Here is a 24,108-nt window from a genome sequence, read left to right on the forward strand (position 1 = left end):
GCTATGACGTCTCGCAGGCTTCGCAGACCTCGCAAACGCATGCTGTGGCGCGACATCCGTGCCACCCTCGCCAAATCCAAGGGGAGGTTCGCCTCCATCGTGAGCCTCATGGCCCTAGGATCGTTCGCCCTCGTGGGTCTGTTCGCCACCGCGCCCGACATGCGGGCCACAGGCCGCGCGTTCTACGACGAGCACAATCTTGCGGATGTGACCGTGATCAGCGACTACGGCCTAACCGCCGACGACGAGGCGATCATTCGTGGAACAGCCGGTGTGAAGGACGCCGAATTCGGTTACTTCAAGGATGTGACGATCGCGGACAGCGATTACAGTCTTCGTATCCACTCGCTGCCCGAGACCGTCTCCACCTATGCGGTCGTGGAGGGCCGGCTGCCGCAAGCGGCCGGGGAGATCGCGCTTGACTCGGGGGAGCGTGATCGGTTCGCCGTGGGCAGCTCCATCCGCGTGACCGAACTGCCGGACATCGCCGGCGATACCGTGCTCAGACGTACCGACTTCACCGTGGTCGGCTTCGTAGAGGCCAGCGACATCGTCTCCAACCTCAACATGGGGCAGTCCACCGCTGGATCCGGCGAACTCGACGGATACGCCGTGGTCACCGCGGGCACGTTCGACTCATCCGTGGCGATGATCGGCCGCGTCACCTTCGAGGACACAGCCGGACTGAACTACTGGGATGACGCCTACCGCGACCGCGTGCAAGATCACAAGACCATGCTCTCCCGGCGTCTCGCCAACCAGCCCGCCGCCCGCCGTGACTCCATCCGTTCCGAACGCCGCGAGCAGATCGCCAAGGCGCAGGAGCAGGTGGACGACGCCAAACAGCAGCTCACGGACGCCCAAACTCAGCTCGATGACGCCAAGGCGCAGATTGAATCCGGCAAGGACCAGCTTACCCAGGGCCAGCTCGACGCCGTCGACCAGGCATCCTCCGCGGCCGCCGAACTCGCCGGTGCCACCGCGCAGATCGCTTCCGCCAACTCCACGCTCTCCGCCGCCCAAACCCAGCTCGCCGCCGGCGCCCAGCAACTCAATCAGGGCCAGGGCAGTCTCGAACTCGCCTGGCTGCAGCTCAATCAGGCCGGCAAGCAGCTCACCGTGGCCCGCGTGGCGCTCGACGCATCCAAGACAGCGCTCGACGCCACTGGCCGTCTCCTCGCTTCATGGGAGAAAACCGGAATAACCGGCAATGCATACCAAAGTCTCAAGGGGCGGTACGATCAGGCGCTCGCCGACTGGAACACGGCTGCGGACACATACAACGCCATGCTGAACCAATACAACAGCGGCCTTGAACAGTTCAACGAAGGGGCCGCCAAGCTCGATCAGGGATCCGAGGAGTACCAAAAGAACGCGGCCGCGATCGCGGAAGCCCAAAAACTGCTTGCATCCAAGCAGACCGAACTCGGGCACGCCGTCTCCACGGCCGCATCCGGATCGGCGTCCGACGGCGCCGCACAGATGATTCAAGGCCAGCGCGACCTCGAGAAAGCCGAGGACGAATACGACCAGAAGCTCAAGGAATTCAATGACGCCAAGCCCGAGGCCGAGAAGCAGATCGCTGACGCGGAACGTCAGATCAAACTGGCGAGCGAAAAGGTTGACACCCTCGAAGTGCCCGCATACTCGATCGACGGCCGGCGCGAGGGACTCACCTCCGAGGGATACCGCGTGTACGAGATCATCGCGGACATCGTCATGAAGCTCGCGCGCATCTTCCCGATCTTCCTGTACTTCGTGGCCGCGCTGGTCACCTTCACCACCATGGGCCGCATGGTGGACGAGGAACGCACCAATTCCGGGACCCTTAAGGCGTTGGGATATGGGAACGCGGACATCATGAAGAAATTCCTCTTCTACGGCTTCTCCGCCTCCACGGCCGGCACGATTCTGGGCGTGGCGGCCGGGCACACCATCCTGCCGCTCATCGTCTACCACGCCTACGATTCCGGATTCACCATGCCGCGCATCGAGCTGCACTTCCACCTGGGCGTGACCGCCGCCGCGTTCCTACTCGCATGGGCGAGCGCCGTGGCACCCGCGTGGATCGCCGCGTCCCGCGAGCTCAAGGAGAGGCCCGCCGCGCTGCTCCTGCCCAAACCGCCCGCCAAGGGCTCGAAGATCTTCCTCGAGCGGATCACGCCCGTGTGGGACCGCCTGAACTTCACCCGTAAGGTCACGGCCCGCAACCTATTCCGTTACAAGTCTCGCGGCTTCATGACCATCTTCGGCGTGGCCGGCGCAGTGTCGCTGCTCACCGCGGGACTGGGCGTACAGGCGTCGATCGGCCAGATCGGCGAGCACCAGTTCGGCGGCATAATTCATTATGACCTGATCGTGGCGGAGAAATCAGACAACAACGCGGACCAGCGCGACGCCGTATCCAAGGCCGTCGCCCCGGCGGACGGGGATGACGGCAACAGGGCGATCGACCAATCCGCGCCAATCCGCTACGAGGAGCTCACCACCACCGCCGGCAAACAGGGCGACAAGCAGACGATCACGCTCATCGTCACCGACGACGCCTACAACTTCGGAGACTACATCACCCTGCGCGACCGTGTCTCGCACGACCCGCAGGTCCTGACCGACCGAGGCGCGATCATCTCTGAACGCATGGCGGACATGCTCGGTGCCAAGGCCGGGGACACCATATCCGTGACGGATCCCGACGGCACGGAGCGCAAGGTGCGCGTGGACGGCGTGACCGAAATGTACATCGGCCACTTCATGTTCATGTCCTCCGGCGGCTACGGTCGCGCGTTCCACGCCGACTACCAGTCCAACGCCTACATGGTCCGTCTCAAGGATTCGTCCGTGGACAACGCCAACAGGCAGGGAGCTGACCTTATGACTGTGGACGGGGTCAAGGGCGTGGTGCAGAACATCACCATGAGGAACCAGGTGGCCACGATCGTCGACTCGCTAGACCAGATCATGGAGGTGCTCATCTTGGTGGCCGCGCTGCTTGCGGTGGTGATTCTCTACAACCTCACCAACCTCAACGTGTCCGAACGCATTCGCGAACTGTCCACCATCAAGGTGCTCGGCTTCCATACCGGGGAAACGACCATGTATATCTATCGTGAAACGATCATCCTGTCCGTGCTCGGCGTGTTGGCGGGATACGGGTTCGGGGCCGTCCTGCACCGTTACATCATCACCGAGGTGCCGCCCGACGAGGTCATGTTCGACCCGGCCCTCGCCTGGTCTGCGTTCGCCGTGCCGCTTGCCGTGGTGGTCGTGGTGCTCGCCATGCTCGGCTGGGTGGTCTGGCGCCGCCTCAAGGACGTGGATATGCTCGGTGCGTTGAAGAGCGTGGAATGAGCCGGAAATAGAGGAAGAAAGGAAAACCTATGAACCATCCGGTCGAATCGAATGATGCCGCTCCGCTGCGCTTCTGCGGCAAGGTCGACTTCCAGTCGCACTACCTGCCGCCTGCGTACCTGGAATTCCTGCGTGCGCATTATCCCGGCAACCCGGACGGCTATCCCACGCCCGACTACTGGACTCCCGACTGGCAGCGCGACAAGATGGACCTGCTCGGTATTGCCTACGCGCATTTGGAGCTTTCCTCGCCGAACGTCTTCCTGCCGCAGGTGGACGACTGTCTGCGGCTGGCCCGGAAGATCAACGACCAGGGAGCGGCGATCGCCGCCGAGGACCCAACCCGGTTCGGTCTGATTGCCACGTTACCACTGCCGTGGGCCGAGGCATCCGCGGCGGAAGCCCGGCGCGCGCTCGACGAGCTCAAGGCTGACGGCGTGGGACTGACGACCAACCATCACGGCGTGTACCTCGGCGACCCCCGGCTCGACCCGGTGATGAGCGAACTGGACGATCGTGGCGCTATGGTGATCATCCACCCCACCGCGCCGCCCGTGTCCGTGCCTGGCGCATGCGAGGGCCTGTCCCTTCCTGCTTTCGAGTACTTCGTGGAAACCACGCGGGCCTTCACCAACATGGTGCTGGAGGACACGTTCGTCAAGTTCCCGAGCATCCGTTGGGTGATACCGCACGCCGGCGCGTTCGTTTCCATTCTCGCCGACCGGTTCGAAAGCTTTGCGTTCATGCTGCGCTTCGCTGACCCGGACCGCCGTGTCGACTATATGGACGCCATGTCCCACGTGTATTACGACCTCGCCGGATTCAGTGAGCCCAAGCAGCTAGCCGACCTTTTACGCAATGTGCCAGACACCCACCTGCTGTACGGGTCGGACACCCCCTACACGCCCATCGAGGCCGTGCTCGGCCAGGCCCGGGCGCTGGAGGGAACCGACAAGCTCACCGAGGAGCAGAAGCGCATGGCGTTCACCGGCAACGCGCTCGCCATCAACCCGAAGCTCGCGGGGATCCCGGCCTTGGTCAGGGCGGCTTCCGAACCCGCGGGGAATGTCGCGGTGAAGCGGGACGGACGGTGGCATGTGCGGCTCTTGCACGATCTCTTCCCGCGCAGGCATGTGGCCGTGCGCGTGCCTGTTCCGCCGCACGAGGCCGCCCCAAAGATAGCCGGAGCCGTTCGTGATGCCGCCGCCGCGCGTCTTGCGCCCGACCCCGGCGACGACCCGGCACTCACCGCCCGTTACGACGCGCGGCTCAACTCGCCGGTGGGCGTAATCGCGATTCCCGTGATCGTCTCCTACGACGACGCGACCCGAACCTCGTTCCACGGCAAGGCGAAGGTCATGGGAATCGTGGCATCCTACCGGGATGGCGTGCGCGACGGGACGCGGCATTCGTTCGACATTCGCGTGCGCCTGCCATTCGGCCCGCTCACCGTCCACCTCAATGCTGACGTGTCCGAACCCGACGGCTCGGTCACGGGCACGGCCGTCGCGCCCCATCGCAGGCCCATGGCCTTCACCGGCCGGCGGTTGTAGGCTGTAGGCTGTAGGCAGTCGCCGGCCGGATCAGTCCTCGAAGCTGGTGACTTTGACGGCGAGCGCGCTCGGCATGAGTTTCGTGAATATGCGGTAGAGCTTGTAGAACAGCATCGGCGTGTAGGTGGCATGCCCGCGTTCGGCCATCATGAATGTGCGTGCGGTCTCTCGTTTGAGATTCAGATAGGGATGCCGCCCGAGCTTTCCGGTCGAGGTGCCCTGCATGTTCATTTCGGTGTTCATGTTTCCGGGGCTCATCAGCAGCACGTTCACGCCGCGCTTGCGTTCCTCCTCGTGCAACGCCCGTGCGAGGAAGCGCGTATGCGCCTTACTTGCCGCATATACCGCCTGCCAGGGTTCGGCGCGAACGAGGCGACCGGGCCTGTGATCACCTCGAACGAGCCTGCGCGCCAGAGGATATGTCGGCTCGATGAAAGGTGCTGGACGTCTCATCCCGCCGCCTTTGCCGGGTCTTTGCACGCGAGCTGCATTGTTTTTGCGACCTCGGTAGCGGTGAATCAGCGGTGAATCAGCTAACTTTGGATTGCCGGGGTGGGGATATGGCGATGTGATAGATAAGCTGGTGCCATGACCCGAAACACCCGATACGTATGCGCCCCCGACTCGTTCAAGGAAAGCCTCACTGCATCTGAAGCGGCGCAGGCCATGGCGGCAGGCATCCGAAAGGCCGACCCCGATGCCGAAATCCGCCTGCTGCCCATGGCCGATGGCGGCGAGGGCACGACCCGCGCGCTGGTCGATGCCACGGGCGGTTCGATGCGGACGACAGCGGCTCACGATCCGTTGGGTCGGGGCATCACGGCGGAATACGGCCTGCTCGGCGACGGTGCGACCGCAGTCGTGGAGGTCGCCGCGGCGAGCGGTTTGGCATTGCTGGCGCCGTCCGAACGCAATCCGCTGGTCACCTCGTCATATGGCACCGGCGAGCTCATCCGCGCGGCATTGGATGACGGCGCGACCAGAATCATCGTCGGACTCGGCGGCAGCGCGACCAACGACGCAGGCGCCGGCATGCTTCAGGCGCTCGGCGTGCGGCTGCTCGATGATGAAGGCCGCGAGCTGCCGGCCGGGGGAGCGGCGCTCGCCCGACTGGCCGACATCGATGTCTCGGGGCTCGATGCGCGGCTGCATGACGTCGAGGTGATCGCCGCATGCGACGTCACCAATCCTCTGGTCGGCCCGCAGGGTGCCAGTGCCGTGTTCAGTCCGCAGAAGGGCGCAACCGCCGACGATGTCGCGCTGCTGGACCGCGCGCTCGGCCACTTCGCCGAGATCGTCGAACGGCGGCTGTCCGTGGACGTGGCCGGTGTTCCCGGTGCCGGTGCCGCTGGCGGCATCGGTGCGGCGTTGAAAGGTATCCTCGATGCCGGGTTCCGTCATGGCGTGGACGTCGTCATCGAGACCGTGGGATTGCCCGATGCGGTCCGGTGGGCGGATGTGGTGTTCACCGGGGAGGGTTCAATCGACGCCCAGACACGATACGGCAAGACCCCCGCCGGGGTGGCCGAGACCGCCAAGCGCTATGGCAAGCCGGTCGTTGCTATCGCCGGGCATGTGGGCGAGGGCATAGACGAGCTGCATGCCGTCGGCATCGACGCCATCTTCGGCATCGCTCCCGGTGCGGCCACCTTGCAGGATCTTCTTGAGGATGCTCCGGCGAATGTGGAACGTACCGCGGAGCAGGTCACGCGACTGCTCATGCTGGGCGGGAAATAGCTGATGATATCTGTGAGGGATGCCGTCAGTCCTATCTGTCCGCTGTCCTGACTGTTGTTGCCGACGAATGATCTGTCGGCGGCGCCGGTCATCTCGTCCAAATCCACTATGCCCGCATTCAATGTTGCCGCCATCATTCAATAGCGGATAATCATGTTTGCATAAAGATTTCCAGTACCGGCGCGGCTTATCAGGAAAAGTCGCTAAAATCAACTCTTGACTTTTCTCGTAATTCGGTATATGGACAGCGAAACGCAATCGACATACCGCAACGCTACTCTGTCAACAGCAACTTAGGAAGTGGCACGTTTGTGAGCGCGCCCATAAGCAATTGAGGTGATTTCGGTGACATTCAAAGCCCCGCTTGATCTCACGGTCCATGCTCCGGACGGCATGTACGACCCCTCCAGCGAGCATGACGCCTGTGGTGTGGGTATGGTCACCACCTTGAACAAGCGTCCGGAACGCAAGATCGTCACCGACGCCATCGAGGTGCTGGTCAATCTGGATCACCGCGGTGCCGTGGGTGCCGAGGAGAACACGGGTGACGGCGCCGGCATCCTGATGAGCATGCCGGATGAGTTCATGCGTGCCGTCATCCCCGCCGACCTGCCCGAGGAGGGCCATTACGCGGCCGGCATCGCGTTCCTTGACCGCGACATCGAGACCTCCGGCCAGCAGGAGCAGGCCATCGCTAGGATCGTGCGCGAGGAGGGCCTCGAAGTGCTCGCCTGGCGCGTGGTGCCCACCAACCCGGACGGCCTAGGCCTGCAGGCGCTCGCCGCAATGCCGGGCTTCAAGACCCTTGTGGTCGCATCCCCGGATGGTTCCCTCGCCGGCATCGACCTTGACCGCAAGACCTTCCGCATTCGCAAGCGTGTGGAGCACGAGGTGGGCGTGTACTTCGCCTCCCTCTCGGCCCGTACCATCACGTACAAGGGCATGCTCACCACCATGCAGCTCACCAAGTTCTTCCCGGACCTGAACGACGAGCGCATGAAGGCCGTCGTCGCCATCGTCCACTCCCGTTTCTCCACCAACACGTTCCCGAGCTGGCCGCTGGCCCAGCCGTTCCGCCTGCTGGCCCACAACGGCGAGATCAACACCATTCAGGGCAACCGCAACTGGCTGTCCGCCCGCGAGGGCCGTCTGAGCTCCGAACTGCTCGGCGAGTTCAAGCCGCTGCTGCCGATCACCACACCCGGCTACTCCGATTCCGGCACCTTCGACGAATGCCTCGAGCTGCTGCACCTCGCCGGCCGCTCCCTGCCGCACGCCATCTGCATGATGCTGCCGCCGGCATGGGAAAAGAACCCGGATCTCGACCCGGACGTGCGCGCCTTCTACGAGTACAACAACACGCTCATCGAGCCGTGGGACGGCCCGGCCGACATCGTCTTCACCGACGGCACTCAGGTCGGTGCACTACTTGACCGTAACGGTTTCCGCCCAGGCCGCTGGCAACTCACCGATGACGGCTATCTGGTGCTCGCCTCCGAAGCCGGCGTGATTCCGGAGAACGATTCGAAGCACGTGGTGGCCAACGGACGCCTCGAGCCCGGCAAGATGTTCCTCGTGGACACCGCCGAGGGTCGCATCATCCCGGACGAGGAGATCAAGAAGAACCTCGCTTCCCAGCACCCGTACCGCAAGTGGGTCGAGGGCAACTCCGTGGAGCTCTCCGACCTGCCCAAGCGCGAGCATGTGAACCACTCCGGCCAGTCCGTCCAGCGCCGTCAGCGCGCCTTCGGCTACACCGAGGAGGACCTGAAGCTCCTGCTCACCCCGATGGCCAACACCGGCAAGGAGCCGCTGGGCTCCATGGGCAACGACACCCCGCTGCCGGCCCTGTCGAACCGCAGCCGCATGCTCTTCGACTACTTCCACCAGAAGTTCGCGCAGGTGACCAACCCGCCGCTCGACTGGGAGCGCGAGGAGATCGTCACTTCCCTTGAATCCGCCATCGGCCCCGAGCCGAACCTGCTGGCCGATTCCGAGCTGCACGCCAAGAAGATCCTCATCCCGCTGCCCGTGGTCAACTCCGACGAGATGGCCCAGCTGAAGCGCCTCGACAAGGCCCGCGTGCTCGGCGGCTATTACCGCCCGTACGTGGTCAAGGGCCTGTATCAGGTGGCCGGCGGCGGCAAGGCGCTTGAAGAGCGTCTTGAAGAGATTTTCTCCGAAATCGACGAGGCCATCGAGAACGGTAAGAACTTCATTGTGCTCTCCGACCGTGAATCCAACCATACGTGGGGTCCGATCCCGTCGCTGCTGCTCACCTCCGCCGTGCAGCATCACCTGCTGCGCCGCCACACACGCACGCAGATCTCCATGGCCGTGGAGGCCGGAGACGTGCGCGAGGTGCACCATGTGGCCCTGCTCATCGCCTACGGTGCCGCCTGCGTGAACCCGTATCTGGCGTTTGAATCCGTGGAGAATCTGGCGCGCGCTGGCTACCTCAAGGTGGATGCGGAAACCGCCGTGAAGAACCTCACCAAGGCTCTCTCCACTGGCGTACTCAAGATCATGTCCAAGATGGGTGTCTCCACCATCATGAGCTACCGCGGTGCCCAGCTGTTCGAAGCCGTGGGTCTCAACCAGGAGGTCGTGGACGAGTACTTCACCGGCACCACCTCCCGCGTGGGCGGCGTGGGCCTCGACGAGCTCGCCGAGGAGGTGGCCGTCCGCCACCGCGTGGCCTACCCGAACCAGTGGACCGCGGCCCCGCACCGCAACCTGCGCACCGGCGGCCTGTACAAGTGGCGCCGTACCGGCGAGGACCACCTGAACGACCCGGAGGCCATCTTCCTGCTCCAGCAGTCGACCCAGCGCGGCGACTATCAGATGTTCAAGAAGTACTCGCACCACATCAACGACACGTCGAACCGCATCATGACCCTGCGTGGCCTGATGAAGTTCAACGAGACCCGCAAGCCCATCGACATCTCCGAGGTCGAGCCGGCCAGCGAGATCGTCAAGCGCTTCTCCACCGGCGCCATGAGCTACGGCTCCATCAGCCAGGAGGCCCATGAGACGCTCGCCATCGCGATGAACTCGATCGGCGCGCGCTCCAACTCCGGTGAGGGCGGCGAATCCGACGACCGCATCGAGGATCCGCTGCGCTACAGCCGTATCAAGCAGATCGCCTCCGCGCGCTTCGGCGTCACCTCGGACTACCTCGTGCACGCCACCGACCTGCAGATCAAGCTCGCCCAGGGCGCCAAGCCCGGCGAGGGCGGCCACCTGCCGGGCGCCAAGGTTCCGCCGTGGATCGCCACGGTGCGTCACGCCACCCCGGGCGTGGAGCTCATCTCCCCGCCGCCGCACCACGACATCTACTCCATCGAGGATCTGAAGCAGCTGATCTATGATGCGAAGCTCGCCAACCCGAAGGCCCGTATCCACGTCAAGCTCGTCTCCGAGTTCGGTGTGGGCACCATTGCGGCCGGCGTGGCCAAGTGCCATGCCGACGTGGTGCTAATCTCCGGCTACGACGGCGGCACGGGCGCGGCCCCGCTCAACGCCATCCGCCACGCCGGCACGCCATGGGAGATCGGCCTGTCCGAGACCCAGCAGACGCTGATCCTGAACGGTCTGCGCTCCCGCATCGTCGTCCAGTGCGACGGCGAGCTCAAGACCGGCCGCGACGTGGTCATCGCCGCCCTGCTGGGTGCCGAGGAATTCGGCTTCGCCACCGCCGCGCTGATCGTCGAGGGCTGCGTCATGATGCGCGCCTGCCAGAAGAACACCTGCCCGCAGGGCATCGCCACGCAGGACCCGGAGCTTCGCGCCCGCTTCCGCGGCAAGCCTGAAAGCGTGGTCAACTTCTTCATGTTCATCGCCGAGGAAGTCCGCGAGATTCTTGCCCAGCTTGGCTTCAGGACGCTCGAGGAGGCCGTCGGCCACGTCGAATGCCTGGATCAGAACGAGGCCATCAAGCGCTGGAAGTCCAACGGCATCGACCTGTCGAACGTGCTCAAGCAGGCCGGCCCGGTGCCGGGTACGATCCTGCACCAGACCATCGAGCAGAACCACGAGCTCGAGAAGTCGCTCGACAACGAGCTCATCAAGCTCGCCGAGCCGGCGCTGGAGCGCAAGGAGCCGGTGCGTATCGAGATGCCGATCCGCAACGTCAACCGTACGGTTGGCACGATGGTCGGCTACGAGATCACCCGCCGCTACGGCGAGCCGGGCCTGCCTGACGACACCATCGACATGACCCTGCACGGCTCCGGCGGCCAGTCCATCGGCGCGTTCATCCCACGCGGCGAGACCCTGCGCATCTACGGCGAAGTCAACGACTATGCCGGCAAGGGCTTGTCCGGCGGCCGTATGATCGTGCGTCCGGAGACCAACGTCACCTTCGATTGCCATGAGAACGTCATCGCCGGCAACGTGACCGGCTTCGGCGCCACCTCCGGCCAGATGTTCGTGGCCGGCCGCGCAGGCGAGCGATTCGCCGTGCGCAACTCTGGCGCCACGTTCGTCGTCGAAGGCTTGGGCGACCACGGCTGCGAGTACATGACCGGCGGCACCGTGGTGGTGCTCGGCCCCACCGGCCGCAACTTCGGTGCCGGCTTCTCCGGCGGCAACACTTACGTGCTCGACCTCGACATGAAGCAGGTCAACCCGGGCGCCATCAAGTCCGGAGCTCTGCTTTTCGAGCCACTGAACGAGGAGTCCGGCAAGCTGGTGCACGACCTGGTCAAGCAGCATGCTGAAGAGACCGGTTCCCAATTCGCCGCCGCACTTTTGGAAGACTGGGACGAAACCGTCAAGCGGTTCACCCATGTAGTGCCCAAGCAGTATCTGGCCATGACCCGAGCCATGGAAGAGGCCAAGGCCAACAACGTCGATTTCAATTCGCCCGGTGCCTGGGATCAGGTATACGAGCACGTCATGGAAGGAGTGCGCTGACATGGGCGACCCGAGAGGATTCCTGAAGGTCCGTACACGCCGTGAACTGGCCGAACGCCCCATCGAGGAGCGTATCAAGGACTGGTTCGACGTCCACGCCGAATCCGGATTGCAGCCGTGGACACGCGAGCAGGCCGCACGCTGCATGGACTGCGGCACCCCGTTCTGCATGACCGGCTGCCCGCTGGGCAACATCATCCCGGAGTTCAACGACTTGGTACGTCAGGCCAAGTGGGAGGACGCCTACAACCGCCTGTCCCAGACCAACAACTTCCCCGAGGTCACCGGCCGCATCTGCCCGGCCCTGTGCGAGCAGGCCTGCGTTCTCGGCATCCACCAGCCACCGACGATGATCAAGAACGACGAGTGCACGATCATCGACCAGGCTTGGGATCTGGATTACGTCAAGCCGCTGCCGCCGCAGCGCCTGACCGACCAGACCGTCGCCATCGTCGGCTCCGGCCCCGCAGGACTTGCAGCCGCCCAGCAGCTCACCCGAGCCGGCCACACCGTGGTCGTCTATGAGAAGGACGACGCCATCGGCGGTCTCATGCGATACGGCATCCCGAACTTCAAGCTCGAGAAGGGTCTGCTCGACCGTCGTGTGGAGCAGATGGAGGCCGAAGGCACTCGATTCCGCACCAACGTGGAGATCGGCAAGGACATCTCCTGGGATGAGTTGCGCGACCGGTATGACGCCGTTGTTGTGGCCATTGGCTCTCGCGTGCCGCGTGACATGAAGATTCCCGGCCGCGAGCTCGACGGCATCCACTTCGCCCTCGACTTCCTGCCGGACGCCACCCGCCGCGTCTTCGGCGTCAAGCCCGTCAACGACATCACCGCCAAGGACAAGCACGTCATCGTCATCGGCGGCGGCGACACCGGTTCCGACTGCCTCGGCACCTCGATCCGTCAGGGCGCCAAGGACGTGACCGTGCTGCAGATCATGCCGAAGGAACCGGAAAGTCGTCCCGCCAACCAGCCGTGGCCGACCTTCGCCCGCACCTACCAGAAGACCACGTCCATGGCCGAGGGCGGCACCTACCTGTACAGCACCGACTCCGTGAACTTCATCGGTTCCGAGGAGGAGCAGGCCAAGGTGAAGATCGAGAACTCCACCACCGCCGAAGGCTTCGTGGCAGACGAGCATGGCCATGTGACCGGCCTCAAAGTGGTCTCCGTGGCACCGGGGGAGAACGGCCCGTTCACCCGCCAGCCCGGCACTGAGCGCGTGCTGCCCGCCGATTTGGTGCTCATCTCCGTGGGCTTCCTTCACCCGGACACCACCACGCTACTCGACCAGCTGCCAGTGGAGTTGGATAAGCGCGGCAACATCGCCCGCAACGACAAGTTCGCCACCAGCCAGGATGGCGTGTTCGTGTGCGGCGATGCCGGCCGTGGCCAGAGCCTCGTGGTCTGGGCCATTGCGGAGGGACGATCCTGCGCTGCCGCCGTGGATGAGTACCTCTCCAGTGAGAAGACCAGTGAGCTGCCAGCACCGATCAAGGCCAGTGACCGCCCGATGATGCTGCCTCGCTGACATTCTGCCCGTATAGCCGGTTCTTGCATAGCTACGTTAAGTAGGTATGCAAGAACCGGCTATTTTTATTTTATTATCAATACTCTTTTATTCTTGATTGCACATTTATGTTATGGTCAAAAGACTGACTAGTATATAATATATATTAATAATAAAGCAAATATTTATATATATCTTACAATCTTTTTTGTGAATGGAATAAATGCATAAACAGGCTGATATCATAGATATTAACAAGATTATTAGCCATATAATATTTTCGTGAATATTGGCGATGTTGGCTAGTATAGAAATTAAGTTTCCAGACTTGCTGTTGATACACGTAGAGCAGAGTGCAACAATTGTGAGTATGCATGGGAGAATATGGTAGATTTTTCCTTTGCGTACAACATGATTATTGGTGCTTTTGCTCATTGGTGTCTCCTTTGACGGTAGCTATTAATAGCTACATATATTATAATGACCTTTCACCAGTATCCCGCGTCATTAATTCGTTGAATATATTGGAGGCTCCCCTTGTCAGGGGAGCTGGCCCGCGAAGCGGGACTGAGGGGTAGTGATTAATCAACGAACTTACGGCGAGGCAGACTAGGTACTTCGTCGCCCGGTCGCCATAACAAACAATTAGTCGTCCTAGACATTGGCGGGCCTAGCGGCATCCCAATACGTTTCTTTATCGTGTATGTTTGCTGAAAGGGAAGTGGACTGTTATAGGCTCGTCGAACAAGCAATGAAGCAGAACAAGCTGGGGTCCGGACTACCCGTCCGTCGGGATTGTGTACGCGCGGCGCGGCCAAGCGAGTAATATAGCCAACAGTGTCATCGCTGAGACAGGAGTATTGATATGCCGAACCGTGCAGAACGTCGAGCCCAGGCCAAAGCCAATCGCAAGGGAATACCGCAGCAATATGATTCCACGCGCGGTCGCGGCCGTTCGGGGATGATCGACGAATACCAGCTGCAGCAGAAGTCCATTCGTCTGCAGGACGGTACCGACGGCAAGGAATGGAAGCCCAGCGGCGGCAAGGTGGAAGAACCTGAAACCGTGCTGAACACCAATCCGAACTATTCCGATCCGAAGATGTTCAAGGCGCCGCATTCGGTACGCCAATGGTTCCGCGTCGGCAGCTGGACGCTGATTGCGCTTGCCATCATCGGTTTCTTCGTGGTGATGTGGCTGCCTAGCCATCCGTTCTGGTTGATCGCCACCGTATCCGGCGTGTTCATCGTGGGCGTGGTGAGCCTGTTCTTCACTGCGGGGAATTCCAAGGACAATCCGAACCTCGATCAGAACGGCACCGCAGTCTGAACCGTGTGCTGACGGTCGGATTCGGTTGAAGTCGTTCGGATCCGGTCGAAGTACAGCCAGACGCAGTCGGTTGGTGCCGATTCGTTGCCGGTGACGGCTGTATGTTCGCGTGTGAACGACCATGCCGCGTACATACAGCCGATTCAGACGCCAGAACGGGCTGTATGTACGCGGTACCTTGGTTGGTACGCAAACATACAGCCCGTTCGCTGGTGTTTACGATGGTTCCAGTGCTGTTTCAGCTGATTCTCTGCCGTCCGCCTTACTGAATCGCCTCGCATTCGCCCCGATGAATCGCCTCGGCGGCCTTATCCGTGAAATCGTCCATCAGGTACTGCCGGTGATTGTTGGCGGCCGCCTGCTGGGCGCTTTGGCTGAGCAGATTGGCATCCGCTCCCAGATACTTGACTGCGTAGCTGTTGGTCACGCCCTCGAAGCGGTTCACGCCGTTCTGTATGACGACCGGAGGCTGGATGGTGCCGCAGTACATGTGGATGGCATGGTGGGCTATCTCGTGACGTATTCCGGCGGAGGGGGCGTATATGGAATCCCAGCCGTTGACCTGCTGATTCGCGTAGATCACGTTCGGCGTCACCGGGCAATAGAAGCCAAATGTCTCATTGTCGTTGAGCGTCTTCATGTCGGGGCTATTCTCCGCTGATTTGGTGCAGTACTGGTAGGCCGATTCAAGATTCCAGTTGATCTGCAATCCGGCGAGCTCCACGATTTTCTGGGCGCTTTCCGCGTAATTCGATCCCATATCGTTCGAGGCGGCAGCGACCTTCGGCTCCAGATCGGCCCACAGCGGCTTGAGATCCACCGAATTCTGGCCGTCCACGGTGTAGGTCTCCCCGTTACTTCCCTGCAAGGTCACCTGTACATCAAGAGGCTCGCCTTTGAGGAAGTGCCCCTCCACGGTATCCGTATTGGTACGATAGGATGCGATGACATCGTCCATCTCGCTGGCGTTGACGCCGACGGTGTCTCCCATCTTCTTCAGATCGGTTGCGTACTTGCCCAATACCGCGATGAAATCGGTGACGTATTTGTTGCCGTCATCGGTGACGGGGATGCGGTATTTGTCCATGAACCCCTGAGTGTCGGCCAACGCTTCCTGACTGTATTGCTCGTATTTGCCGTTCACATAATCGTACGTTCCCTTATAGGAGGGACGGTCCTTCATCGTGATGTACTCGATTTCAGGCTGAGACTGAGTCTGGGACTGGGATTCGTCCTTTTCAGGCGTTTCCACCTCGCTTTGCGCCTGCTGCATCGCATCATTGACGGCCTTGTTCGCCATCGCTGCAAAACCAGCCATAATGGAGGCGAATAGCAGGATCGGCACCAGGATCACCGCAATCACAATGGCCGCGACGCCTCCGCCGCTCAGACCGCGCTTCTTCGCCTTCGGCTGCATGGAATAATACGGGATTTGCTGACCTGCACCGGGGGAGGCGTATGGCTTTGCCTGAGCCGGCGAGGCGGGTTGGGCGTATGGATTGGGCCGTTGGGCATAGGGCTGCTGCGGTGCAAAAGGAGCCTGCCCGGGTACTGCAGGTCGGGGTTGTTGCGGATTGTTGCTCCCAAGATATGCCTGATTGTCGAGCTGGCTGGGCTGAGTCGGCTGGCCCGGCTGAGGCTGAGGCTGAGGCTGAGGCTTATATGGTTGATTCGGCAGATATTGGCTGCCTTGCGTGGGTATATGCGCCTGAGGCGCCTGACCGTATGGGATACTGCGCGGCCGATTCGATTGTGGATTGCGGTTGGTTTGGTTGTACGGTTCCTGAGGCTGTTGTCCGGTCATCGATTCTCCCCTCCTCATTGAGCATTGCCATGCACAACTCCAGTCTAGACAGCGTTAGTGTGCAACGTCCAGTATCGCGTTGGTAAACATGCGTGGCGGCCTGCGCATTTTCAGCGTCAAGGTGCCTTAAAGTAGAACTTGCTTCCAGTGTTCTGATGACAAGAAGGAGAGGCATCCAATGAAGGTCGACATTCTTACCCGTGAGTACCCGCCGCACGTCTATGGCGGCGCAGGCGTACACGCTGAGGAGCTTTCGAAGGCGCTGGCCGAGCGCATCGATGTGACCGTACGTGCGTTCGATGGCAAGCGCACTGAGGCTGATGTTCCTGCGATCCCCAACGCCGACGCAGCCAAGGGCAGCCTTAAGGTCGTCGGATACGACGTGCCTGAACAACTGTCCGAAGCCAATCCCGCTCTGAAGACCTTCGGTGTGGATCTGCAGATCGCCAACGATGTGGACGCGGACATCATCCACGCCCACACCTGGTACGCATGCCTCGCCGGATACCTTGCCAAGATGCTGCACGGCACGCCGCTGGTCATCACCGCGCATTCGCTTGAGCCGTTCCGCCCGTGGAAACGCGAGCAGCTCGGTGGCGGCTACAACCTGAGCTCCTGGGCCGAGAAGGACGCCTACGAGCATGCCGACCGCGTGATCGCCGTCTCCGGCGGCATGCGCAAGGACATCCTCGCCGCTTACCCGAACCTCGACCCCGACAAGGTGGTCGTGGTGTACAACGGCATCACGATGTCCGAATTCGCCACTCCGGCCGAGGATGACCCGGCATGGGGCGTGTTCGACCGCTACCACATCGACCGCAGCAAGCCGACGCTCCTGTTCGTGGGCCGCATCACCCGCCAGAAGGGCCTGCCGTACCTGCTGAAGGCGCTGCACTTCGTCAACAAGGATGTACAGGTGGTGCTGTGCGCCGGTGCGCCCGACACCCCGGAGATCATGGAGGAGGTCAAGAACTCCTTCGCCCAGCTCGACAAGGAGCGCGGCAACATCATCTGGATCGAGGAGATGCTGCCGAAGAAGGAGCTGAGCGCCCTGGAGCACGGCTGCGACGCCTTCATCTGCCCGTCCATCTATGAGCCGCTCGGCATCGTGAACCTCGAGGCCATGGCCTGCGGCCTGCCTGTGGTCGCCTCCGCCACCGGCGGCATCCCCGAGGTCGTCGTGGACGGCGAGACCGGCTTCCTGGTGCCGATCGACCAGCTGCACGACGGCACCGGCACCCCCACCGACCCGGACAAGTTCGTGCACGACATGGCCGACGCTATCAACAGAATCATGGCCGACCCCGAACTGCGCGAGAAGATGGGCAAGGCCGGCTACGAGCGCGCCCGTGACGTGTTCAGCTGGGAGTCCGTCGCCGACGAGACCGTCAAGGTCTACCAGTCCGTGCTCGACGAACGCAAGTAGTTTCCCGCACCCCGCGCCAGCCTCCCTCTGATGAGGGAGGTGTCACGCGAAGCGTGACGGAGGGAGAGACCAACAAGACGAATCCTCTCATGGTCTCTCCCTTTCGCATGCGAACCAGGCCATGCGCAGCCAGTCATGCGCTACTATAATCGCCCATCATCAATAGCCACCATCGAACAGCAAAGGCATCACCGTGAGCTCAGCCGAAGTCCTCAGACTGGAGAATGTCGAATTCCGTCGCAACCGCCGTGTCATCATCACCGACGTGAACCTCACCATCCATGCGGGGGAGCGATGGGTGCTGTTCGGCCCGAATGGCATCGGCAAATCCACGGCGGTCGGCATGCTCGCCACCCGCACGTTCCCATCCGAAGGCCGCGTGTTCATCCTTGGCCACCAGCTCGGCAAATACGACGTGTTCAAGTTGCGCACGCGCATCGGCCTCGCATCCGCCGACTTGGGGCGTCAGTTCCCTGATTTCGAGGATCCATTGGACGCCGTGGTTACCGGGCTCACCGCAGTGACCGGACGCTGGCAGGACACATACACGGATTCGGAATACGAACGTGCGCGTCAACTGCTGCGTGATTTCCGCGTGAGCTATCTCGAAGGCAAGCAGATGTGGCGCCTTTCGGAAGGCGAGCGCACCCGCGTGCTTATCGCCCGAGCGCTGATGGGCGACCCGGAACTGCTCATCATGGACGAACCGACCACCGGACTCGATCTGGGTGGCCGTGAGCAGGTGATGCGCACCCTGAGCCGCATCGGCGAGGAGAGTTCCGACCGCGCGGTGGTGCTCGTGACCCATCGGCTCGAGGAGATTCCGGCCGGATTCGACCACATCGCCATCATGGGGCGCAAACCGGTCTCCGCCGAGGACGCCACCGCCGATGGCATCGACGCGATGGGCAACCCCGGTGCCGGCACCATCGTCTACTCCGGCGTGCTCGAGGATGGCCTGACCGACGAGCGCCTTTCGGACCTGTTCGGCATGCCGATCGAGGTCGAGCACAGCCACGGCCGCTGGTCCGCGTATGCAGTGTGAAGGAAGTAACTGATGAAGACAGGCAAACTGGTTTTTCTCGATATCGACGGCACATTGGCGGATGAGAACCATGTGGTGCCCGACTCGGCGCGTGAGGCGTGTGCCGAAGCCCAGCGAAACGGGCATAAGCTGTTCATCTGCACCGGGCGGTCCATGCCGAAAATCGAACGCAGCATCCTCGACCTCGGTTTCGACGGCGTGGTCTCCGTGGCCGGCGCGCAGGCGAACGTGGGGGACCGGCTGCTGTTCCAGCATCTCGTGCCGGCAGCCGCTGTGGACGCCGCCATGGAATACTTCAGACTGCATCACATCGAAAGCTACCAGTGGCAGGGCGCGGACGGCATGTACATCTCCGAAGGCTATCGCCGTCACTTGGAGTCGAAAGGCAAGGCGTTCAACCGGGGCGAGTTCGCCCGGTTCTGGCATCTCATCGACGAAGTGGAGGTGCCGTTCGGCTCGACGCTGGGCGAGACCATCAAAGTCAGCAAAGGCTCCTACTTCACCGGCCCGAATCCGGACGTGACGTTTGAACAGACCAAGCGTGACCTGTCCCCATGGTTCGAGACCGTGCACGGCTCGTACGACAAGATCTCGCCCAACAACGGCGAGTTGCTGATCAACGGCATCGACAAAGGTACCGCTCTGCGCGACGTGGCGGAGGCGCTCGGCTACGCGATCGCAGACACGATTGCCGTTGGCGACTCGGACAACGACACGGCCATGCTCAAGGCCGCCGGCACGTCCGTGGCCATGGGCAACGCCATCCACGGCATCGAGAAATCCTGCACCATCCAGACCACCGACATCCACGACAACGGCATCGCCAACGCGTTTCGGGTGCTTGGATTGGTTTGAGAACGATTGTCGGGAGTGGAGTCGTCGTGAGACTGGCGGGACGCGAGTATGGGCATGATTTACGCATCGTACGATGACCGGTTGAAGGTGGCAGTCGCACAGTTTACTGTTGCGCGGGAGCCGGAACGCAATCTGAAATTGATCGATGCGTTCGCGCGGGATGCGGCGCAGGACGCCGCGAAACTGCTGGTGCTGCCCGAGGGCCTTATCGCGCGTGACGGTGATGATGATGCGTTCGCCGCCGCCCATGCGCAGTCCATCGCCGGCCCGTTCGTCACGGGGTTGCGGCGGATCAGCGCCAATCGCCACATCACGTTGATGGGGACGGTCCACGTCGTGCCGGATGCGCGAAATATGCGAGGAGATGAGGATCGCCCCGACGATCATCGGGATAGTCAGCCGGACAATCGCGTTTCCAACGCCTTTCTGGTGGTTCGCGAAGGCGACATTATCGCGGACTACCGGAAACTCCACTTGTATGATGCGTTTGCCGCGAAGGAATCCGACGTGGTTAGTCCCGGTACACAATTGCCTCCCATCGTGGATATTGATGGGTGGAAGATCGGTGTGATGACCTGCTACGATGTGCGGTTCCCGGAGGTTGCTCGATCATTGGCAGTGCGTGGTGCCGATGCGATAGTGGTGAGCGCGGCGTGGGTACGGGGCGATTCCAAAGAACGGCACTGGCGACTGCTGACGGCGGCCCGAGCCGTGGAAAACACCTGTTATGTGCTGGCGTGCAGTGAGGTCAGCAAGCGCAACATCGGATGCAGTCGCATCATCGATCCCATGGGCGAGACCATGGCTGAAGCGGACGATACACAATCTGGCCTGATCAACGCTGTTTTGGACCGGAATCGACTTGAACGAGTACGCGAGATATTGCCGGTACTGAAGAATCGGCGGTTCGCCGACCCGAAGCTGAGATGAGGATGCTCATGAATGACAATAGAAGACACGCTATGGATGAGCGGTGGCTGAAGGCTCTGCGGGCCAAGAACATTTCGGTCAAAGGCGTGCATAGCGGGGAGAGCCATATTTTGGGCGAGCAGACAACAGTGGGCAAAGCAACTGTGCGTGGCGCTTCGCAACCATCAAAGCGCCACGCACAGCCATTCAAGGCCACGGGGCACAAGGGCGGCATCAGCCGACAGGGGGCTTGACGGCTCCGGCATGGAACATAGCATGTTTCTTAGGTACTGGTACTTCCGACGATGTGACCCATATTCGTCGGACGCCGGCCGGTCAGTGACGGGGCAGTCAGTGACGGGACAGTATCTTGCGCCAGAAGTTCGTTGATTAATTCACTACCCCTCAGTCCCGCTTCGCGGGCCAGCTCCCCTGACAAGGGGAGCCAGAATTATAAACAGCGAATTAATGACGCGGGATACTGGCGTCTGATTCCATTGCGAGCCGACCACACCGAACCGCTGCCTTAGTCCTCCTCGTGCCAGTGAGGGTCCTGGCCGAAGGTGTAGCCCTCCGGGTTATCCATGGCGGCGATGTCCCGCATATCTTGCTCATCGAGCGCGAAACCGGTCAGGTCGAGGTTGGCGCGCTGGCGCTCGCGGTGCATGGACTTCGGAATCGCCACGTCGCCCAGTTGCAGATGCCAGCGCAGGATGGCGGCCACGGGGGAGACGCCGTGCTTCTCGGCGATGCGCACGATGGTCGGGTCCTTGAGCATCTGGTTGGCGCGTCCGAGCGGGCTCCACGCCTCGGTGATGATGCCGTGCGCGTCATCATAGGCACGTTGCTCGTTCTGCTGGAAGAACGGATGCAGCTCCACTTGGTTCACGGCCGGCGTCACTCCGGTGGCGCGGATGAGCAGGTCGATGTGGCCGGGCAGGAAGTTGCTCACGCCGATATGCTTCACGATGCCCTGCTGTTGCGCGTCGACCAGCGCCTGCCACGCCTCCACGAACTGACCTTGCGAGGGGTTCGGCCAATGAATCAGATACAGGTCGATGTAGTCGAGACCCATGCGGGCCACCGACTCTTCGATGGTGGCGCGTGCCTGATCGTATTGGTGATGGCGGCCCGGCAGTTTCGAGGCCACGATGATGTCCTCGCGAGGCACCTCCGACTCGCGGATCGCCTTGCCGACCACGCCTTCGTTCTCGTAGTTGAATGCGGAATCAATGAGCCTGTAGCCCACTTCCAGCGCCGACTTGATGGCCTCGACGCCCGCGAAGCCGTTCACCTTGTATGTGCCGAATCCTATGGACGGCAGCTCCAGCCCGTCATGCGCCTTGCGCGTGGGGATTGCCGGCGGTTCCATCAGCGTCATCATCGCTCCTTTGCTGTTCTGCCCTATGCCATGAGGCCATTGGGCTCTTATTTCTTTCCATGCTTACTGTACCCTCTCGCTATAGGGTTTCGTCTCTCCGAAAGAGGTGACGGGCGTGTGAGTAAAACCACCGAGCCAGAGTTGAGTGCCGGCCGTGATCGAAGTGCTGAAAATGGATTATCTTGGGGGCTATCTCGCTTGAATGAGGTACTTACGGCAAAACCGGAAATGTACCTCACTCAAGCGAGATAGGCGTTCAGAGAACATCAATACGGTCAGAGGACGTTCAAAAACCCGCGGATGTCGCTGATTTCCTCATCGCAGATGGCATGCCCCATGCCGGGATATGTCCGAGAGGTCAGATGACCGGCATTCTCCAGCACGGCACGCGCATTGCGCTGATCGTCCGAGGGAATCGTATGATCGTTGGCCCCGTATGCAAGGAAGAATCGCGTTGACGATTCAAGTGTCGACCCCTCTTCGCCTTTGAACGACGGGCTGAGCAGAATGGCCGTGTTGAACAGTCGCGGATACGCCTTGACCAGTCGGTATGAGAGGTACCCGCCCTGCGAGAATCCCACAAGAATGATGCGCCGGTGCTGGAACAGGGGAGCGCTGAGCAGTTTTGTCACCGTCTCGCCTACTGACGCGCATTCGCGCTGACGCTCCTCGACACCGCAACCATCCGGATACCAGTAATGCCCGCCCATATAGGGTCTGGAGAAGGTGCCCCGGAACGAGAGATAACTCGGCTCGGTGCCAAGCGGCATAGAGACCGATTCTGGTGCTGATCCAGCTATGAGCGGCTGTGGAGCCATGGATACGGTTCCATGCGCTTCCGCACAGGAACGCGCGCCTTGTGCGCTTTGCGCACCGTGTGCATCATGTGCATACACCGCATCGATGATGCGGACCATTTCACTTTCGTTGTTCCCGTATCCGTGGAACATCGCGAACAGCCGGTTGTCCTCCGCCGGGGAAGCCGCGAGATTGCTAGTGAACCGAAGACGCATTGTCTCACCTCGTGTCATGGACGTATTACGGTCGTAGGGGTAAAGCTGGCGAGTCGGATGTGCCGGTTCACCAGCTTTGTGCGCCACAATTGCGTTTTCAGTCTAGTCTTCCACGTCAGAAGTTCGTTGATTGATTAACTACCCCTCAGTCCCGCTTCGCGGGCCAGCTCGTCCTGCAATCAGGGACTCGCTTCGCGCGCGGTTTGCCAGCTCGCCTGTCGGCTCGCACAGCACCTACCAACAGCTCCGCTGTTTGCTTCACGGCAACGTTCTGACAAGGGGAGTCAGAATGCAATCAATGACTGTATGCCGCGGTGTACTGACGTCGATGGGCGAAGTTGGTCGATGCTGTAATCCTGCGCGGTGCAAGCTCGTGATTGGAACGCGTGTATATCGCGTGTATATCGCTGCCCGGGGGTAGTCTGAAATATTCTTGCAACCGTAGTCCATAGTCCTCAAGGACCACAAGGAGATGCGATGGCGGGTTCATATGGTTCCGAAACTCTGCACAATGGACGCTACCGTCTGTCGTTCACGGTCGGCGGGCTTCTGGCCCCGCAGGGCCGGATCATCGCCTCGTTGTTTGTGAAGAACGGCTGTCCAGCGGAAGACGCGGTGTCGGGAGCGGATTCGTCACCCTTGGCCGGCGAAGTTGTCGGTGAAGGTGAACTGGGGGAGCGTATACTGCAGGTCCGCCGACAGGCCATTGATGACAATGTGCTGTCCATCCGAACGCAGTCGGCGAACGCCCGCGTAGTCAGTGAGGTGCTCAAACGTCTCAGTACGCTCACCGAGGAGGAAACACGTTTCCTGGCGGATGTCGATACCTCGGCCAATGACTGCCAGGCGCTGATGTGGGTGGCGATGTGCCGCTACTACGCACTTATCGGGGAGTTCGCCACCGAAGTGGTCCGCGATCATTACCTCATGGGCCTGCCGACAGTGACCCGTGAGGACTACGACCGGTTCATCCAAGGCAAGGCCATGTGGCATGAGGAGCTTGAGGAGCTCAGCCCAGCCACGTCGAACAAGTTGCGCTCGAACGTGTTCAAGGCGATGTCGGAGGCCGGTTTGGTGGAAAGACGAAGTGACACGCTGCTGCCCTCACTGCTTGGCGGGTCGGTGGCCGGTATCCTTGAGGACAGGCCGGAATCGTTCCGGTTCTTCCCCATGAGCGAGGGCTGAGGGCAAGTAGGGTTGAAACCGTCAGGTGAATCGGGCGGATATGGCCGCGAGGAGCGCAACTGCCACGAGGGCCGTGCGCGCCGGGA

The 24,108-nt window shown here is 61.6% G+C and carries 15 protein-coding genes; 11 read left to right on the plus strand and 4 right to left on the minus strand.

What is annotated here, in order from left to right; translation table 11 throughout:
• Positions 1–3: 3 nt before the first annotated feature.
• Both BW09_RS08160 and BW09_RS08165 read left to right on the plus strand, forming a co-directional pair.
• Complete coding sequence (locus tag BW09_RS08160) at positions 4–3,348, plus strand: FtsX-like permease family protein (protein ID WP_140463115.1); 3,345 nt, start codon at positions 4–6, stop codon at positions 3,346–3,348.
• A 29-nt stretch (positions 3,349–3,377) separates the two neighbouring features.
• Positions 3,378–4,901 (plus strand): amidohydrolase family protein, encoded by a 1,524-nt coding sequence (locus BW09_RS08165; protein ID WP_140463113.1) that lies wholly within the window; start codon positions 3,378–3,380, stop codon positions 4,899–4,901.
• 30 nt (positions 4,902–4,931) lie between these two features.
• Here the strand turns inward: BW09_RS08165 and BW09_RS08170 are convergent, their stop codons facing one another.
• On the minus strand, positions 4,932–5,354 hold the full coding sequence (locus tag BW09_RS08170) for an SDR family NAD(P)-dependent oxidoreductase (protein WP_219846523.1): 423 nt from the start codon (positions 5,352–5,354) through the stop codon (positions 4,932–4,934).
• A 135-nt stretch (positions 5,355–5,489) separates the two neighbouring features.
• Here BW09_RS08170 and BW09_RS08175 point away from each other — a divergent pair, with 135 nt between their 5' ends.
• From BW09_RS08175 to BW09_RS08190, 4 genes are all read left to right on the plus strand, one after another.
• A complete protein-coding gene (locus BW09_RS08175; RefSeq protein WP_140463111.1) occupies positions 5,490–6,638 on the plus strand; it encodes a glycerate kinase in 1,149 nt (382 codons plus the stop codon).
• A 345-nt stretch (positions 6,639–6,983) separates the two neighbouring features.
• Positions 6,984–11,555 carry a glutamate synthase large subunit gene (gene gltB / locus BW09_RS08180; RefSeq protein WP_140463108.1) on the plus strand — a complete coding sequence of 1,524 codons (4,572 nt, stop codon included), beginning with the start codon at positions 6,984–6,986 and terminating at the stop codon, positions 11,553–11,555.
• Between the two features lies 1 nt (position 11,556).
• Positions 11,557–13,095: a glutamate synthase subunit beta gene (locus BW09_RS08185; RefSeq protein WP_044088310.1), complete on the plus strand. Its 1,539-nt coding sequence runs from the start codon at positions 11,557–11,559 to the stop codon at positions 13,093–13,095.
• 844 nt (positions 13,096–13,939) lie between these two features.
• On the plus strand, positions 13,940–14,404 hold the full coding sequence (locus tag BW09_RS08190; RefSeq protein ID WP_044088308.1) for a membrane protein: 465 nt from the start codon (positions 13,940–13,942) through the stop codon (positions 14,402–14,404).
• Positions 14,405–14,666: 262 nt separating this feature from the next.
• Here the strand turns inward: BW09_RS08190 and BW09_RS08195 are convergent, their stop codons facing one another.
• Positions 14,667–16,208 carry a hypothetical protein gene (locus tag BW09_RS08195; protein WP_140463106.1) on the minus strand — a complete coding sequence of 514 codons (1,542 nt, stop codon included), beginning with the start codon at positions 16,206–16,208 and terminating at the stop codon, positions 14,667–14,669.
• 178 nt (positions 16,209–16,386) lie between these two features.
• Here BW09_RS08195 and glgA point away from each other — a divergent pair, with 178 nt between their 5' ends.
• The 4 genes from glgA to BW09_RS08215 all read left to right on the plus strand — a co-directional run bounded on the left by glgA (position 16,387) and on the right by BW09_RS08215 (position 20,464).
• Positions 16,387–17,634, plus strand: a complete 1,248-nt coding sequence (glgA, locus tag BW09_RS08200; RefSeq protein ID WP_044088304.1) for a glycogen synthase — start codon at positions 16,387–16,389, stop codon at positions 17,632–17,634.
• 193 nt (positions 17,635–17,827) lie between these two features.
• Positions 17,828–18,679 carry an ABC transporter ATP-binding protein gene (locus tag BW09_RS08205; RefSeq protein WP_044088303.1) on the plus strand — a complete coding sequence of 284 codons (852 nt, stop codon included), beginning with the start codon at positions 17,828–17,830 and terminating at the stop codon, positions 18,677–18,679.
• Between the two features lie 12 nt (positions 18,680–18,691).
• Complete coding sequence (locus tag BW09_RS08210; RefSeq protein WP_140463103.1) at positions 18,692–19,534, plus strand: HAD family hydrolase; 843 nt, start codon at positions 18,692–18,694, stop codon at positions 19,532–19,534.
• Positions 19,535–19,588: 54 nt separating this feature from the next.
• Positions 19,589–20,464, plus strand: a complete 876-nt coding sequence (locus BW09_RS08215; RefSeq protein ID WP_044088462.1) for a nitrilase-related carbon-nitrogen hydrolase — start codon at positions 19,589–19,591, stop codon at positions 20,462–20,464.
• Positions 20,465–20,969: 505 nt separating this feature from the next.
• On the opposite strand, the gene BW09_RS08225 is transcribed toward BW09_RS08215, so the two are convergent.
• On the minus strand, positions 20,970–21,818 hold the full coding sequence (locus tag BW09_RS08225; RefSeq protein ID WP_140463130.1) for an aldo/keto reductase: 849 nt from the start codon (positions 21,816–21,818) through the stop codon (positions 20,970–20,972).
• A gap of 281 nt (positions 21,819–22,099) precedes the next feature.
• A complete protein-coding gene (locus BW09_RS08230) occupies positions 22,100–22,837 on the minus strand; it encodes an alpha/beta hydrolase (RefSeq protein WP_140463101.1) in 738 nt (245 codons plus the stop codon).
• 477 nt (positions 22,838–23,314) lie between these two features.
• Here BW09_RS08230 and BW09_RS08235 point away from each other — a divergent pair, with 477 nt between their 5' ends.
• Positions 23,315–24,022 carry a DUF1819 family protein gene (locus BW09_RS08235; protein ID WP_140463099.1) on the plus strand — a complete coding sequence of 236 codons (708 nt, stop codon included), beginning with the start codon at positions 23,315–23,317 and terminating at the stop codon, positions 24,020–24,022.
• Positions 24,023–24,108 lie beyond the last annotated feature (86 nt).

Origin of the sequence: Bifidobacterium sp. UTCIF-1, from assembly GCF_006408915.1 — a bacterium.
Classification (GTDB): Bacteria; Actinomycetota; Actinomycetes; order Actinomycetales; family Bifidobacteriaceae; genus Bifidobacterium; species Bifidobacterium reuteri.